Annotated in this window: 15 protein-coding genes; 7 read left to right on the forward strand and 8 right to left on the reverse strand. The window is 72.5% G+C overall.

The window, feature by feature from the left end; all coding sequences use genetic code 11:
* Window positions 1–154: 154 nt before the first annotated feature.
* Window positions 155–1759 carry an FAD-dependent oxidoreductase gene (locus ACTHNQ_RS10885; protein ID WP_440333386.1) on the reverse strand — a complete coding sequence of 535 codons (1605 nt, stop codon included), beginning with the start codon at window positions 1757–1759 and terminating at the stop codon, window positions 155–157.
* 124 nt (window positions 1760–1883) lie between these two features.
* Between ACTHNQ_RS10885 and ACTHNQ_RS10890 the strand changes: the two genes are divergently transcribed.
* Complete coding sequence (locus ACTHNQ_RS10890; protein WP_440333387.1) at window positions 1884–2582, forward strand: TetR family transcriptional regulator; 699 nt, start codon at window positions 1884–1886, stop codon at window positions 2580–2582.
* Window positions 2583–2612: 30 nt separating this feature from the next.
* Here the strand turns inward: ACTHNQ_RS10890 and ACTHNQ_RS10895 are convergent, their stop codons facing one another.
* On the reverse strand, window positions 2613–3485 hold the full coding sequence (locus ACTHNQ_RS10895; protein ID WP_440333388.1) for an NAD(P)H-hydrate dehydratase: 873 nt from the start codon (window positions 3483–3485) through the stop codon (window positions 2613–2615).
* On the reverse strand, window positions 3469–4197 hold the full coding sequence (locus tag ACTHNQ_RS10900) for a histidine phosphatase family protein (protein WP_440333389.1): 729 nt from the start codon (window positions 4195–4197) through the stop codon (window positions 3469–3471). The genes ACTHNQ_RS10895 and ACTHNQ_RS10900 overlap by 17 nt, the downstream gene beginning before the upstream one ends.
* 166 nt (window positions 4198–4363) lie before the next feature.
* On the opposite strand from ACTHNQ_RS10900, the gene ACTHNQ_RS10905 reads away from it, so the two are divergent.
* Window positions 4364–5419: a phosphotransferase family protein gene (locus ACTHNQ_RS10905; protein ID WP_440333390.1), complete on the forward strand. Its 1056-nt coding sequence runs from the start codon at window positions 4364–4366 to the stop codon at window positions 5417–5419.
* The gene (locus ACTHNQ_RS10910) at window positions 5419–6624 is read left to right on the forward strand and encodes an acyl-CoA dehydrogenase family protein (protein WP_440333391.1); all 1206 of its coding nucleotides are present in this window, start codon (window positions 5419–5421) and stop codon (window positions 6622–6624) included. Before ACTHNQ_RS10905 ends, ACTHNQ_RS10910 begins: the two co-directional genes overlap by 1 nt.
* A 76-nt stretch (window positions 6625–6700) precedes the next feature.
* Here the strand turns inward: ACTHNQ_RS10910 and ACTHNQ_RS10915 are convergent, their stop codons facing one another.
* Together ACTHNQ_RS10915 and ACTHNQ_RS10920 are read right to left on the reverse strand one after the other, a co-directional pair.
* On the reverse strand, window positions 6701–7291 hold the full coding sequence (locus ACTHNQ_RS10915) for a TetR/AcrR family transcriptional regulator (protein ID WP_440333392.1): 591 nt from the start codon (window positions 7289–7291) through the stop codon (window positions 6701–6703).
* Window positions 7292–7311: 20 nt separating this feature from the next.
* The gene (locus ACTHNQ_RS10920; RefSeq protein ID WP_440333393.1) at window positions 7312–8055 is read right to left on the reverse strand and encodes an SDR family oxidoreductase; all 744 of its coding nucleotides are present in this window, start codon (window positions 8053–8055) and stop codon (window positions 7312–7314) included.
* 197 nt (window positions 8056–8252) lie between these two features.
* On the opposite strand from ACTHNQ_RS10920, the gene ACTHNQ_RS10925 reads away from it, so the two are divergent.
* The 4 genes from ACTHNQ_RS10925 to ACTHNQ_RS10940 all read left to right on the forward strand — a co-directional run bounded on the left by ACTHNQ_RS10925 (window position 8253) and on the right by ACTHNQ_RS10940 (window position 12946).
* A complete protein-coding gene (locus ACTHNQ_RS10925; RefSeq protein WP_440333394.1) occupies window positions 8253–8456 on the forward strand; it encodes a hypothetical protein in 204 nt (67 codons plus the stop codon).
* Window positions 8457–8529: 73 nt separating this feature from the next.
* Entirely contained in the window at window positions 8530–11424 is a 2895-nt protein-coding gene (locus tag ACTHNQ_RS10930; RefSeq protein ID WP_440333395.1) for a helix-turn-helix transcriptional regulator, read from the forward strand.
* Window positions 11425–11510: 86 nt separating this feature from the next.
* Complete coding sequence (locus ACTHNQ_RS10935; protein WP_440333396.1) at window positions 11511–12557, forward strand: ATP-dependent DNA ligase; 1047 nt, start codon at window positions 11511–11513, stop codon at window positions 12555–12557.
* Between the two features lie 161 nt (window positions 12558–12718).
* Complete coding sequence (locus tag ACTHNQ_RS10940; protein WP_018171708.1) at window positions 12719–12946, forward strand: hypothetical protein; 228 nt, start codon at window positions 12719–12721, stop codon at window positions 12944–12946.
* Between the two features lie 48 nt (window positions 12947–12994).
* On the opposite strand, the gene ligD is transcribed toward ACTHNQ_RS10940, so the two are convergent.
* From ligD to ACTHNQ_RS10955, 3 genes are all read right to left on the reverse strand, one after another.
* Entirely contained in the window at window positions 12995–14038 is a 1044-nt protein-coding gene (gene ligD, locus ACTHNQ_RS10945; RefSeq protein ID WP_440333397.1) for a non-homologous end-joining DNA ligase, read from the reverse strand.
* Window positions 14039–14241: 203 nt separating this feature from the next.
* Window positions 14242–15315 (reverse strand): SseB family protein, encoded by a 1074-nt coding sequence (locus tag ACTHNQ_RS10950; RefSeq protein WP_440333398.1) that lies wholly within the window; start codon window positions 15313–15315, stop codon window positions 14242–14244.
* Between the two features lie 38 nt (window positions 15316–15353).
* Window positions 15354–15770, reverse strand: coding sequence for a hypothetical protein (locus ACTHNQ_RS10955; RefSeq protein WP_440333399.1), 417 nt, complete (start codon window positions 15768–15770; stop codon window positions 15354–15356).
* Between the last annotated feature and the right edge of the window lie 82 nt (window positions 15771–15852).

Consider the following 15852-nt stretch of genomic DNA (forward strand, 5'->3'; position numbering starts at 1 on the left):
TGCCGGCGAGCACCGGCACCTCGTACTTCTCGAAAAGGTCTCGTGCCTGGTACTCGTACAGATCCACAGTTGTTTCCTTCGCAGGTGGCGAATGGGGTGGGGACGACGCTCAAAAGCGTCTCGACGTCGAGATATCGACCAATCCCCCAGCCTACTACCGCTTGCTGTCCGGTTCTGACGGGAGCGACGCGCCGCCGCTGCTCACGGGGTGGGCGTCGGCGTCTTCCACCTCTTCGCCGGGCATGCGCGGCAGACGTGCCAGGTCGCACAGCGCCGGCCCCTCGATGCGCTGTCCGTCGGCGGTGAACCGCGAGGCGTGCAGCGGGCAGTCCCACGACAGGTCGGCATCGTTCCAGCGCAGCACGCCGCCAAGATGCGGGCAGACCGCGCTCACCGCTCGCGTGCGGCCGTCCACCGTCGAGATGCCGACCGGATGCCCGCCGCGGTTGGCCACCACGCCTTCGCCGTCGGCCGGGCGGCGGATCGGCGTGGGGATCGTCTGTGCGCCGATCCATCCGGATGCCGCCTCCCAGCCGACGCGGAGATTCTCGACGCCGCCGCGGGCGAGGTCGGCCGGCACGGTGAAGCGCGTCGAGATCACGTTCATCCAGTCGGGTCGCTCGCGGTGCGGGACCTTGCCGATCTCGGCGGTGATCCGCTGCGCCGCCGCGGGCGCGTTCGACAGGCCCCATTTGGCGTACCCGGTGGCGAAGCGGATGCGGCCGAGCCCGCGGGGCATCGCTCCGACGAACGGGACGAGGTCGTGCGACTGGTAGTCCTGGGCCGACCACGAGGCGACGGGCGCGGCATCCGGGAAGTGCTCCCGCGCCCACGCCACCAGATCGTCGATCTCGGCGCGGACCGACGTCACCCGCCCGACAGCGAACCCGTCCCCGCCCACGATGAGACCGGCCGAGTCCGCCGGGCCGTCCGCCGCGGTCACCGACCGCACGGACTTGGTGCGCCCGTCGACCGAGATGAACAGGCCCGACGGCACCTGACCCTCGGTCTGGAAGGCGACGCACGACGAGCGCAGTCCGCGCACCTTGGCGAAGTACAGCCCGCGGTCGATGATGGGCGTCGCCGTGGCGACCACCACCTGCGTCGCGCTGGCGTAGCCCGCGGTCGTCTCGATCGCCGCCTTGGGCACCGCGTGCACCCGCGTTACCCGCACCCCGGTGTGCAGCACGCCGCCGATGCGGAGGAACTCCCGCGCCAGCGCGACCAGCAGCCGCTGCGGGTCGATCGCCACCTGGTCGTCGAGGGCGACCGCGTCGAAGACGGGGAACGGCACCCGCGCGAGCTCGTCGGCCGCCGCCCGCCGCACAGGAAGGCCGGCCTCTTCCGCGGCGCGCAGCTCCGCTTCGACGCACTCGACACCCTCGGGGGTCTGCGCGTAGGAGTAGGCGGTGCGACGCGAGTACGGCACCCCGAGCTCGTCCGCGATCCCCGTCAGCCAGCGCGCGCCGTCGCGGTTCGCCTCGACGTAGGCCCGCACCAGGCGCGCCGGGTGGTGGCGGCGCAGACTCGACAGGACGGACCCCTGCAGCACGGTCAGCTTGCCGGTGTTCGCGCCGGAGGCGAGCTCGCCCACCTCGCCCGCCTCGATGACGGCGACGTCCTTGCCGTCGCGGCGCAGCATGAGGGCGGTGGCGAGCCCCGTGAGCCCGGCCCCGACGACCAGCACGTCGCGGCGGCGCCCGGGTTCGAAGGGGGTGCCGCTCACACGGTCGGGGTTGCGCTTCCAGATCGGCGTCATTGCCTCACTCAAGTCATCCGCGCGCGCCGCGTCGACCCGCTTGACACCGCGCCCGCGCTGAGGTGGCGTGCGCATAGACACGCTCCACCGGCGCCCGCACTCCTCGGACTAGGCTCTCCTCAAGATGACCGACACCGCCTCCGCCCAGGGCCTCTCCGCCGCCCAGGCCGCTTCGCGTGCCGCCGTGGTGGCCGCGGCGCTGGAGCTGTTCGCCGAGCAGGGTTTCGATCAGACCTCCGTCGAGCAGATCGCGCAGGCCGCCGGCGTCTCGCGCTCGACGTTCTTCCGCCAGTTCGGGGGCAAGGACGACGTGGTCTTCACCGACCACGAAGAGCTGCTCGACATGCTGCGCGACTTCCTGTCGCAGCAGCATCGCGATCCGTGGGCGGCCGTGTGCGAGGCATCCATCCTCGTCTACGCGCACTTCGCGGCCGACCCCGAGCTCGCGCGCCGCCGCTATCAGGTGGTGCGCCAGGTGCCGGCGCTGCGCGACCGCGAGATCGTCACCGTGTTCCGCTACGAGCGGCTGTTCGACGAGTACCTTCGCGCGTCGCTCCCCGGACTCGACCCGCTCGACGCCGTCGGATTCGCGGCACTCGTGACCGCCGTGCACAACCATGTGCTGCGCCGCCTCATCCGCAGCCCCAAGAAGGTGCCGGTCTCGGTTCTGCGCGCGGCGCTCGACGACGCGCGCCGGCGCTTCGGCGTGCTGCCCGGTGACGACGCGGCCCCGAGCGGCGACGACGTCGTCATCGCGGTGTTCCCGCGCTCGACCCCCACCGCCGAGCTGGCGCGCCTGCTGCGCGAGCAGCTCGACACCTGACGCCGCAGGATAGGCAGCGGCGGTCCGCCGTCACCGGCCGCCTGTCCCCTCCTCAGCCACGCCCCGCAACGTGTCGCGGATGGTCGGGGTGAGCTCTCGCGCGAGATCGCGGGCGAGGAAGCCGAGTCCGAGCCGCTCGGTCAACCGCGCTCCGGACCGCGCGTGCGCCCACGCGCCCCATACCGCCGCCCGCTCGATCGGGGTGCCGCGGGCGACGAAGCCGGCGATGGCGCCCGCCAGCACGTCGCCGCTTCCCGACGTGCCCAGGCCGCCGCCCCCTTCGCGCACGAGCCAGGCGTCGCCGCCTGGTGCAGCGACGAGTCCGTAGCAGTTCACCACGGCGGCGAAGCGCTGGGCGATCTCAGGGATGTCGGGGTCGTCATCGCCAACCGTCTCGCGGCCGAGGAGGATTCCGGCCTCGTCCTTGTTGGGGCTGAGCACGAGGGCATCCGGCAGCGCCGCCCGGTCGATCTCGGGCAGCACTCCGAGCGCGTAGGCGTCGAGCACGACGCGACGCGGGCTGCTCGCGGCGACGGCGAGAAGCGTGGCGCGGGTCTCTTCGGGATCGTCGAAGCCGGGGCCGACCAGGATCGCGTCCGCCTTCGACACCCGCTCCGCGAGGCGTTCGTCGAGGGGATCGTCGGCGTTCTCCGGCAGCGCGAAGACGCCTGCCTCGGGCAGCGCGACGCCCACCTGGGCGTCGATCGACCGCGGCACCGCCAGCCCGACCCGGCCGGCGCCGACGCGCAGCGCCGCTTCACCGGCGAGAAGGACGGCACCCGGCGAGCTGCGCGACCCCCCGACGACGATGACGTCGCCGCGCGTCTTCTTCGACTCGCCGGCGCTGGGCAGCCCCCAGGCGCGCAGCAGTCCGGGGGTGACCGGCTCAACGCGGTTCGACATCGGGGCTCCCCGGGTGTGCGGTGACGTCCGCGCCCTCGCGCCGCAGGTGCGCGACATCCGAGAACGCCGCCAGCTGCCAGCCGTCGTCGACACGGATGAGATGCGTCACCGAGGCGTTCAGCACGGTGTGGTCCGTCGCGAAGTCCAGCAGCTCCTCCTCGCCCATCGGCAGCAGCACGTAGAGGACCAGCATCACGACGGCGTCGTGGGCGACGAGCAGTGCCCGCTCTTCTGGCCCGTTCAGCGCATCGCGCAGGAACGATCGCAACCGCAGCGCGACGTCCGCCCAGGACTCGCCTCCGGGCGGCCGATGGTAGAACTTGCCGAGGTGACGCCGACGGGCCATCTCGTCCGGGTGCCGGCGCTCCACTCCCCGGCGCGTCAGGAGGTCGAGCACACCCAGCTCGCGATCGCGGATCCGCTCGTCCACGACGACCTCCGCCGTGCCCGGACCGTCGGCGCCGAGCGCGATCGCAAGCGTCTCGCGCGCTCTTGCGTAGGGCGAGACCCAATACGCGTCGAGCTCCTCGCGATGCTCGTCGAGCCATTCGCCGAGAGCGAGAGCCTGCTCCCTGCCGGTGCTCGACAGCGGCACGTCGGCATCGCGCACGTCCAGCGGGATCACGTCGAGGCCCTCCGCCTCCGCCCGTGATGCCGCGACGTTGCCGATGCTCTCGCCGTGCCGGGCGAGCCAGAGCTCCGTGACTGCCATGGCGCCAGGCTAGTGAGGCCGCCGCGTGCGCCGGCGACGGTTGACAACAGCGCCGCAGCGCGTCCGCACGTGGCGTCAGGAAGGGTCGCTGCCCGCATCATGATCAAACCGACCATCCGGTATGCTCGCGTCACGGCCCGACGACGGGACGTGGAGAGGGTCGACGATGACCGCAGTTCCGGGACTGGATGCCGCCGCCCTGACCGGCTGGCTGGCCGAGGCGCACCCCGATCTCGCCCGCGGCGACCTCAGCGCCACAGTGATCGCGGGCGGGCGCAGCAACCTCACCTACGCCGTCGACGGGGCGGCGGTCCCGCTCGTCGTGCGCCGGCCTCCGCTCGGCCACGTGCTGTCGAGCGCGCACGACATGCGGCGCGAGCACCGGGTGATCTCCGCGCTCGCCACGACACCCGTTCCGGTGCCCCGCGCGATCGACGTGGTGGACGACACCGCCGATGCGGGCATCACCGGCACGGTGTTCTTCGTGATGGAGCGGTCGCCAGGGCTCGTGCTCGCCAGTCGCGCGCAGAACGACCCGTACGCGCCGGCCGCCCTGCGCCGGCTGAGCCTCGAGCTCGCGCGGCGCCTCGCCGACCTCCACGCGGTCGATCCGGTGACGGTGGGCCTCGGAGACTTCGGCCGCCCCGACGGCTACCTCGAGCGACAGCTCGCCACGTGGCGCCGGCAGCTGGACGCATCGCGCTCGCGCGAGACACCGCAGCTGGGGGCGCTGCAGGAGAGCCTGGCGGCCGGCATCCCCCGCTCCACGCGAAGCGGGATCGTGCACGGCGATTACCGCCTCGACAACGCGCTCGTCGTGGACAGCCCGGACGGCCCGCGCATCTCGGCGATCCTCGACTGGGAGATGGCGACCCTCGGCGACCCGCTCGTCGACCTCGGGATCCTCGCGCTGTACTGGAACATCGCCGAGCTCCCAGGCGGTACGGGCGCCGTGCCGAGCGCCGTCGATGAGGATGCCGGCTACGCGAGCTTCGACGAGCTCGTCGACGCGTACGCCCACCATGCCGGCATCGCGGTACCCGACCTGCGCTGGTACCGCGCGTTCGCCGCATACAAGCTCGCGGTGATCCTCGAGGGCATCCACTACCGCTATCAGGCCGGCGCCACCGTCGGCGAGGGGTTCGAGCGCATGGGCGCGCTCGTCGAGCCGCTCGCCGGACTCGGCAGACGCACCCTCGACGCCGGCACGGAGGTGCACTGATGGACTTCGCCCCCGACACCACGGCCGCGCAGTACACGGATCGTGCACGCGCCTTCGTCGACGAGCTCGTGCTGCCCGCCGAGCCCGAGCTCGATGCGCAGCTGGCTGCGACGCCGGACGAGTGGGGCGTGCGCCCGATCGTGCGCGACCTGCAGCGCGAGGCTCGCGCCCGTGGCCTGTGGAACCTGTTCCTCCCCGGCGAGCGCGGCGCCGGCCTCAGCAACCTGCAGTACGCACCGGTGGCAGAGGTCACCGGGTGGAGCCCTCGCCTCGCGCCGGTCGCGTTCAACTGCGCCGCACCCGACACCGGCAACATGGAGGTGCTGAACGAGTTCGGCACCCCGGCGCAGCAGGAGCAGTGGCTCGCGCCGCTGCTGGAGGCCCGCATCCGCTCGGCGTTCTGCATGACCGAACCCGACGTGGCCTCGTCGGACGCCACGAACATCGGCACGCGCATCCGGCGCGACGGCCGCGACTACGTGGTCACGGGTCGCAAGTGGTGGTCGACCGGCGCGATGAATCCGGATGCGGCGATCTTCATCGTGATGGGCAAGACCGACCCCGACGCGGCCCGTCATCGTCAGCAGTCGATGATCCTGGTGCCGAGGGACACCCCGGGCGTGAGGATCGTCCGCCCGCTCACCGTGTTCGGCTACGACGACCGCGACCACGGCGGACATGCCGAGATCGCGTTCGACGACGTGCGCGTGCCGGCGGGCAATCTGATCGCCGGCGAAGGCGAAGGATTCGCGATCGCCCAGGCGCGTCTGGGCCCCGGTCGCATCCACCACTGCATGCGGGCGCTCGGCATGGGCGAGCGCGCGCTCGCGCTCATGACCTCGCGCGCCTCGGAGCGGCACGCCTTCGGCCGCACGCTCGGCGAGCAGGGCGTCGTCCTGGAGTGGATCGCCGAGGCCCGCATCCAGTTGGAGTCTCTGCGTCTTCTCGTGCTGAAGACCGCCTGGCTCATGGACACCGTCGGCAACCGCCGCGCGATGACCGAGATCCAGGCGATCAAGATCGCCGTCCCGCGGGCGGTGCAGCAGATCATCGATCGGGCCATCCAGCTCTACGGCGGCGCCGGCGTCTCGTCCGACACGCCACTGGCCGAGCTGTATGCCGGAATCCGGTCGCTGCGCATCGCCGACGGACCCGATGAGGTGCACCTGGCGAGCCTCGGTCGCGCACAGCTGCGCGAGCGCTGAGCGGATGCCGCCGGCATCCGCTCAGCGGGCCAGGCGCCGCACTGCCGGCGCGCGATCGCGTCCGTCACCCCGGATGTCAGGGTGCGGCATCCACTCTCCTCAGGCTGGTCAGGAACAGATCGGTGAGCTGCTCGGCCACGAGCGTCTTGTCTTCGGGGCCTTCGGGCGAGTACCAGTGCGACAGGTAGTGCACGTCGCTGAAGAAGTGGGCGACGAGCATCGCGAGGGGGATGTCCGTCCGGAAGCGTCCCTCTGCCTGCCCGCGCGAGATCAGCTCGGCGAACTCGTCGTGGTACGCGCGGCGACGGCGGGTGACCTCCTGCGCGCGTGGCGCCGACAGCATGTTGAGGCTGCGGAAGAACACCGCGCCCTCCTGCATGTGGTCGATCGAGGTCTCGAGCACGTCGACGCAGGCGGCGCGCAGCACGTCCTCGGTCGCGCCGCCGCGGGCGATGATCTCGTCGAGGTGCGCCTTCTGCAGCGTCAGCAGGCGCTCGTAGATGCCGAAGAGCAGGTCGTCCTTGGACTCGAAGTAGTGGTACATCGCGCCTTTGGTGACGCCGGCCGCATCGACGATCTGCTGCACGCTGGTGTTGGCGTAGCCCTGCCGGGCGAAGAGGTCGACGGCGGCGCGGGCGACGTCGTCTGCGACGTGGGAATCCTTCATGCCTTCATCCTGTCGCGACGTCAGGCGAGGGGCCGGATGCCGGCACCGCCGTCGATCGCGAGCGTCTGGCCCGTGATCCACGCGGCGTCCTGCGACAGGAGGAACGCGACGGGCCCGGCGACGTCGTCCGGCTCTCCGAGGCGGCGCAGCGGGTAGGTGGCGGACACCTCGTCCTCGTGGCCTTCGTACAGCGCGCGGGCGAACGCGGTCTTCACCACGGCAGGCGCCACGGCGTTGACCCGGATGGCGGGGGCGAGCTCGTACGCCAGCTGGGCGGTCAGGTTGATGAGGGCGGCCTTCGAGATGCCGTAGAACGCGATGCCGGGGCTCGCGCCGAGACCGGCGACCGAGGCGATGTTGACGACGGAGCGCGACAGCCCCGCGGCGACCGCGGAGCGCGTCCAGTCGAGCGTCGCGACGACGTTCACCTCGAGGATCTTGCGGGCGGCCTCCGCCTCGATGTCGACGATCGGGCCGTAGACCGGGTTGATGCCGGTGTTGTTGACGAGGTGGTCGAGACGCCCGTGGCGCTCCGCGATGTGCGCGAAGACCGCGGCGCGATGTTCGGCGTCGTCGGAGCGGCCGGCGACGCCGCTCGCAGCGGGGCCCAGTTCGGCGACCGCTGCGTCGAGCGCTTCCTGCTTGCGGCCGGTGATGACGACGGATCCGCCCTCGTCGACGATGCGCTGGGCGATCGCGAATCCGATGCCGCGGCTCGCGCCGGTGACGAGCGTTGCGGTGCCGTCGAAGCGGTCGATGGTCATGGCGCCTCCTTGCGACATACCGGCTGGTCGGTTTCATCACCGTATCACGGCCGCCTGAGGCTCCGGCATCCAGATCTGAGGCGTTCCTGAGGCGGATATAGGGCATCCGCCCGATGGGGAGCACCCCCCTTAGAGACGAAAGTCGTTCCTGTAAGACGGACCGGCCGGAAGGCGGGTCACCCGACAGGAGACGCATCATGAACGACACGACCTTCTTCGCTTCGACGCTCCACACCCACCGCACCGCGGAACTCCGCCGCGAGGCCGAGATCCGTGAGCTTCGCGCCCTGCGCGACGCGCAGGACGGCGAGGCCGACGCCTCGACCGCCGCGCACGGTCTCGACCGTCGGGCCCGCCACACCCGCCACGCCCGCCGCTCCGCCGTCGTCGCCGCGCGATGACGCGGCACCGACGCGGCGGCGCCGAGACGGCTGGGGCCGACCGGGCGGGCCGGGAAGGTGCCACGATATGACCATGCCCGCACTCCCCTCGAGCCCGCGCATGGTCGGGCGGCACTCCGAGCTCGCGGCGCTGCTGGAGGCGTTCGACGACGGTGCCGGCGGCGTGCCGCGCACGGCCATCGTGCGCGGCGAGGCGGGTGTCGGCAAGACGCGGCTGGTGCAGGAGTTCCTCTCCCTCGTCGCGCGCGACCCTCTCGGCGACCCCGGTCCGGCGAGCACCGCCCCGGTGGTCGCTTTCGGGCAGTGCGTCGACCTCGGCCCGATCGGCGCCCCGTTCGGCCCCATCCGGCGGGTGCTGCGCGATCTGCACGCCGCGGTGGGCACCGATGCGCTGCGCGAGGCGGCCGGCTCGGCCGCCGTGATCGCCAGCCTCGCGGCCCTCGTCCCCGGCATCTCGGCCGAGCCCGCCGACACGGACGAACCGGCGGGCGAGTTCGCCGAGGCGATCGAGGTGCTCCTCGAGCAGCTCTCGCAGCGGCGGCACCTGGTCGTCGTGCTCGAAGACCTGCAGTGGGCGGATGCCGCCACCATGGCCCTCGTGAAGACCCTGGCCAGCACCCTCCGGGGTCGACGGCTCACGATCGTCGCGACATACCGCTCCGACGACATCGACCGCTTCCACCCGCTGCGCCCGGTGCTCGCGGAGCTCGACCGCACGCGGTCGGTCGTCCGCGTCGAGGTGCGACCGCTGACCGGCGACGAGGTCGCGGAGCAGGTCGCCCAGCTCGCGGCGGGCCTCGACCCGCGCATGGTCGAGTCGCTCAGCGAGCGCAGCGGCGGCATCCCGTTCCTCGTCGAGGAGCTCGTCGACGTCGGCGACTGCGCGCTGCCCGACACGCTGCGCGACCTCGTGCTCGCGCGGTACGCGCGGCTGGGCGACGACGCGCAGCAGGTGGTGCGCACGATGGCCGCCGGCGGCATGCACGTCGAGCACGACCTCCTGGCGGCGGTGACAGCCTTGGACGAGACGGCGCTCGACGCCGCCGTCCGCGAGGCGATCGACACCCGCGTGATCCTCGCGGACGGCGCCGGCTACACGTTCCGGCACGCGCTCACGCGCGAGGCCGTCGAGGGCGAGATGCTGCCGAGCGAGCGCGTACGGGTGCACCGCCGGTACGCCGAGCACCTGCGCGCGCAGGGCGGCGACTCCCCGGACGATTCGTCCGCGGTCGCCGAGCACTGGCTCGCGGCCCGCGACCTGCCGGCCGCGTTCGACGCGACCGTCGAGGCGCTCCGGCACTCCCGCACCCGGTTCTCACCGGCCACGAGGGCGAAGCTGGCCGAACGGCTGACCGAGCTGTGGGACCAGGTGCCGGATGCCGCAGCGCGCGCCGGCGCCACCCTCCCGGCCCTGCACCTCGACGCCGCGCAGGCGTGGCACGATCTGGGCGACACGGAGCGCGCCCTGCGCTCGGCGAACGAAGGCCTCGCCGTCTGCCCCGACGACGCGGTCGTGCGCGCCGCGCTGCTGCGGCAGCGGTACGTGGAGTCGTTCAACCTCGAGAACCGCGGCCGCACCGAAGACATCGAACAGGCGGTCGCGCTGCTGGAAGGCATCGACGAGGCGCCTGCCCGCATCCTGCTCTCACGCGCGCTGACCAATCTCGCGCACGGCTCGCACGGCGAGACGGCGGCCGCGCACGCGGCGCGCGCCATCGCCCTGGCGGAGGAGGCAGGTGACGCCGAGGCGCTCGCGGTCGCCCTCACCGTCGAAGCGTGGCGGATCGCCGGCGACGAAGACGACGAGCCCGGCGCGATCGCTCCCCTGCAGCGCGCGGTCACGCTGCCGGTCGAGCCGCCGCTGCGCGCCTACGCAGGAGGCGCGCTGACCGACATGCTCCTGCGTATCGGCCGCTTCCACGAGGCGAGTGTCGTGGGCACCCAGCACTACGATGACGTCGCGCGCGCGGGGATCGAACGCGGCTCCGGCGCCTCCATCGCGCATCCCCTCTCGTTCGCGCTCTTCGCGGCGGGCCGGCCCGCCGAGGCTCTGGCCGCGTCGCAGCGCGCGCGGCGGCTGCTCGGAACCCATGGCAAGGCATCCGTCTATCGCCTGCTCGCCTCGCACTATGACTGGGACGACCGGGCGGACGAGCGCGCCGAGATGCTCGCCGCGGAACGCGCCACCATCGACGAGACGGTGCGCGAGCACCCGGGCAAGGCGCGCTGGTGGACGATCGAACGGGCGGAGGCCATGCTCGGCGCTCGGGGGCCCCTGGATCGGGCGGCGGCGCGCGAGCTGCTGCCCGAGGTCGTCGCCGCCGCCGAGGACGAGGACCGCTCCCCCGCCGTGCGCCGCTACGGCATGGCGACCGCGGCACTGCTCGCCCTCGGAGTGGACGCGGATGCCGCCGTGCACGCGCGGATCCGCGCCGCGATCGCCGCCGCGCCCGAACACGACGCGGCACAGGCCTATGCCGCGTTCGCCGCGGCGGCCCTCGCCGACGCCGAAGACGCTCCGGCGGCGGAGCGGGTGGCGCGCTGGCGCGCGGTCACGGCGACGATCGAGCACGATCTCATGCCGGTGTGGCACTACCACCAGGCGCGGTGCCGGCTCGCGACGGCGCTGATCGCCGCCGGCGAGCGGGAAGAGGCGCTCCAGCTGCTCGCGCGCGTCGCAGCGGAGGCGCCAGGGCACGGGGCCGCGCGGGTGGGCCGCTGGGCGACGGAGCTCGCCGCACAAGCAGGCGGCGCATCACCCGCGACGGGCTCGGGCACGGTGGCCGTGCTCACGCCGCGCGAGTTGCAGGTGCTCGAGCTGATCGCCGAGGGGCTCACGAACCCGCAGATCGGACAGCGCCTCTTCATCAGTCCGAAGACGGCCTCCGTGCACGTCTCGGCGATCCTGGCGAAGATCGGCGCCACGAACCGCGCAGAGGCCGCCGCGCTCTACTCCGCGAGCCTGTGAGGGATGCCGCGGACCAAGGGCCGCGGCATCCGCTTCTCCGCAGCGAGACGGTGCGGATGTCGGCGACGCGCGGCAGGATGGTGCGCATGCCGTACGACATCCCCGCGCCGATGCTCGCGAAGTCCGTGCCCGACGTGCCCGATGCGGCGAAGGTGCCGGGCGGGCTCAGCTACGAGCCCAAGTGGGACGGCTTCCGCGCCCTGGTGTCGTGGGACGGCACAGAGGTGGTCATCGGATCCCGCGGCGCGAAGCCGCTGACCCGGTACTTCCCCGAGCTGGTCGAGGCGTTCGCGCGCCTGCTGCCCGAGCCGTGTCTGCTGGACGGCGAGATCGTGGTGCCGGTCGAGCGCGACGGGCGCCGCCGGCTCGACTGGGAGTCGCTGTCGCAGCGCATCCACCCCGCGGCATCGCGCGTGAACATGCTGGCCGAGCAGACGCCGGCGATGTTCATCGCCTTCGACGTGCTGGCGATCGGCGACCGCGACCTGCAGCGCGAGCCGTTCGCGACCCGCCGCGCCGCGCTCGTCGAACTGCTGCGGGATGTCCCCGACCCGGTGCATGTCACCCGGGCGACCGACGACGCCGACCTCGGGCGGCGCTGGCTGGCGGAGTTCGAGGGCGCCGGGCTCGACGGCGTCGTCGCCAAGCCGCTCGACCAGCCGTACGCACCGGGCAAGCGCACGATGTTCAAGATCAAGCACGCGCGCACCGCCGACGTCGTCGCGCTCGGCTACCGGATCCACAAGTCCGGCCAGGGGGTCGGCTCGCTCCTCGTCGGCCTCTACGGCGAAGACGGCACGCTGTACCCCGTGGGCGGCGTCGCGGCATGGAGCAACGAGCGCCGCCTCGAGCTCATCGACGAGCTCGCGCCCCTCGTCGTGCGCGACGCCGAGGGCGAGGCCGTCAGGGGCGAGGGCGAGAAGTCGCGGTTCCAGGCGGGGCGCGCCAACTCGTCGTTCGTGAAGCTGCGCCCGGAGCGCGTCCTCGAAGTGCGCTACGACCAGCTCGAAGGCTGGCGGTTCCGCCACACCGTGCAGTTCGAGCGCTGGCGCCCCGACCGCGATCCGGCCTCCTGCACGTACGAGCAGCTGGAGGTCGTCGCCGCGTACGACCTCGCCGACGTGCTGGTCTGACGCGGCCGGCTCGGCCCGCGCGGGGAGGTGCGGCGACGCCGTGGGCCGCGCCGGGCATGGAATGTCGGAACCCCTGGTTAGCGTCTGATACCCGTCCCAGAACGGTTCCGCGGTTCGAAGCGGCGCTCCGGGCGGAGGCATCTTCCGACACAGGAGAGATCATGTCCTTCTACACCGCCCAGGTCATCGCCGACGAGCGCGCCGCAACGGTCGCCCGCGAGAACGCACTGATCCTCGCGCAGCGCGAACGACGCGTGGCAGAGATCCCCCGTACACGCGGGCGGTTCTCTCTCGCGCGCCTGTTCCGGGCGACGCCCGCACGCCGCTCGATCCCGTCCGCGACCGTCCCCTGCCCGAGCACTCCCGCCACCGCACCGTCGGCGTGCTGAGCGCGGGCTGGGCGGTGGCGGCCGGACGAGCGAGACGGAAGCGTCCGATCAGCCCTCGGCCTTGGGCCAGTTCTCGGGGTTGATGCGGCTGGGCTGCACCCGCGGCGGCTCGCCCGGCATCTTGGGGAAGTCCGGCGGGAAGTTGAGCTCACCGAGGCCGGCGTCGAGGTCGCGCTGCCACCACTCCAGCAGCGTGTCGATGCGTCCGGGCTTGTCGAGCAGGCCCTCCCACGGATCGCCGACCTCGCCGAGGCGCGCAGGCACGGTGCGCACGGTGAAGGCGGCGGGATCGACGCCGGACGCGAGCTCCTCCCAGGTGAGCGGCGTCGACACGGTCGCGGTGGGCAGCGCACGCGGGCTGTAGGCGCCGGCCATCGTGCGGTCGCGGTTGGCCTGGTTGAAGTCGATGAAGATGCGCTCGCCGCGCTCCTCCTTCCACCAGTTCATCGTGACCTTGTCGGGCATGCGTCGTTCGAGCTCGCGCCCAGCAGCGATGACCGCGTGCCGCACCTCGAGGAACTCCCACTCCGGCTCGATCGGGCAGAACACGTGGATCCCCCGGTTGCCGCTCGTCTTGAGGAACGCGGTCAGCCCCGCCTCGGCCAGCACGTCGCGCATCGCGGGCGCGACGGCCGCAGCATCCGCGAAGTCCGTCCCCGGCTGCGGGTCGAGGTCGATCCGCAGCTCCACGGGGTTGTCGGTGTTCGCCGCCAGCGAGGCCCACGGGTGAAAGACGATCGTGTTCATCTGCACGGCCCAGACCGCGGCCGCGATCTCGGTGAGGATGAGCTGCGGATGCCGCCGACCGCTGTTGTAGGTGACCGTCTGCGCCTCGACGAACGCGGGCGCACCCTTGGGCGGGTTCTTCGAATAGAAGCGCTCTCCGTCGACACCCTCCGGAAAGCGCTCGAGCGACACCGGGCGGTCGCCGTTGGCGGCGATGAACGGGCCCTGCACCGCGATGAGGTAGTCGGCCAGCTCGTGCTTGGTGATGCCGAGCTCTGGCCAGATCACGCGGTTCGGGCTCGACAGGCCGACCTCGCGGTCGCCGTCCGGACCGGGAACGGTGAGGGTGATGCGCTCAGACGCCATCCTCCGACGCTAGCGGCCCGCGCCGACATGCGTCACCTGCCCCGGCGGTGCCCGCCCCATCCGATTTCGGCGAGTCGCCAGATTCTGTGCCGGTCGGCAGCGGATCTTGGCGGATCGTCAGCCGGACCCGCGCCCGTGGGTGCCTGCGAGTCGCCAGAAACGGGCCCCTCAAGCCGCGGTTTCTGGCGAGTCGCCGGAATCCGCTACTCGGCGAGCGCCAGCACGGGCGCGAGCTCGTCGCGCGTGAGGCGGATCCAGGGGCCGGCCGGATCGATGACGAACCCGTTGATGCCGTCGTCCGAGCGCAGCGCCTTCGCGAGCTGCGCCGCCGTGATGGGCACCGCGTTGTCGCCCCGACCCATGACCGCCACCTCGAGCGGATGCGAATACACCTCGAGGAATCGCTCTCCATCGGGAGTGCGGCCCTCGGCGAGGCCGGGGGCGCCGCCTTCGGCCAGCCCGGCGGCCACCCACAGCGGCACGCGCGTGAGCGCCTCGGCCACCTGCACCGACACCTCGGGCGTGCGCTCGCCAGCCAGCAGTGTCTTGACGGTGAGCTCGGGGTCGGCCTGCTCGACGGCGCGCTTGAGGAGCTCGGTCGGCAGCACGGCGCGCGAGGGCGTCGACGCCGGGTCGAGCACGATGCCGTCGTAGTTGCTCGCGAACACGTGCTGCAGCACGGTCAGGACGGGCTGGCCCATCGCGGAGGTGTCGGCGTCGCCGTCGGCTCTGAGGCTCGCCTGCAGCGCCGCCCCGCTGGAGTAGGCGAGCGCGAAGACGCGGTCGCCGAGATTGGCGACACCGAGCGGCAGCGGCTTGCCCTCGGCGAGCAGGGTGCGCGCGTCGCCCTTCACGCGCAAGAACACGTGGCCCTGCATCAGCTGGCGCGCGACGTCGAGCAGCGCCTGCGACGCCGGCGCGTCGCCGACCCGCCCGAGCGCGTCGCGCAGCAGCACGTTGTCGCGGAGCCCGGGGACGGTCTCGGTCTGCGCCGGCGCGGTGCGCATCCACTCGCGGACCCCGATGCGCGGCAGCTGGCTGGGCGCCTCGGCCGGGGGCTCATCCGCCGAGACGGGCCGAGATGCTGCGGGCGCCGCCCCCAGGCCCGAGTACGACGAGACCGAGATCGAGACGGAGGCGGCGGCATCCGTCGCCTCGTCCGCAGCGGGCTCCGTGACCGAAGGCTCCCCGACCGAAGGCTCCTCGACCGGAGCGTCGGACGACGGCTCGGAGGACGACTCGGCGGGCTTCTTCGGGCGGCGCGAGAACAATGCCATCTGTCGAGCCTACTTCTCGCCGCCGCGTCGAGGTGCGCTCACCCCAGCGCGGTCACGCCCGCCACGATGACCGCGACGCCGACGGCGACGAGGGATGCCGCCAGCACGACCGCTCCGGCCCACAGCAGCGCGATCGCCCGGCCCGGGCGCTGCGGGTCGCGCCCGAGCACCGAGAGGAAGAAGCCGCCGGGGATGAGGAGCGCGCTGGCGAGCACGCCGACCGCGGCCCATTGCCACGGCGCCGGCACACCGACGGCCGACATGAGCAGCAGGGTGACCAGTCCCAGCAGCACGAGCACGCCGGCGTGGGCGTGCCCGGCGCGGAAGAAGGTCTTCTGCAGTCCGTTGAACGGCAGGCCCCGCGAGGCGATCCGCAGCAGGAACGTACCGCCCGACATGATGCCGATGACGGTGAGGATCGTCGCTCCGGCGACGATCGTGAGGATCGGGTCCATCGTTGCCTCCCGGCGGTGCGTTCGTTGGATAGCTTCGCTCTCCAATGTTGGATAGCTATAGTATCCAACTCAAGGGCGAGGA

Source organism: Microbacterium sp. (assembly GCF_051953575.1).
Lineage (GTDB): Bacteria > Actinomycetota > Actinomycetes > Actinomycetales > Microbacteriaceae > Microbacterium.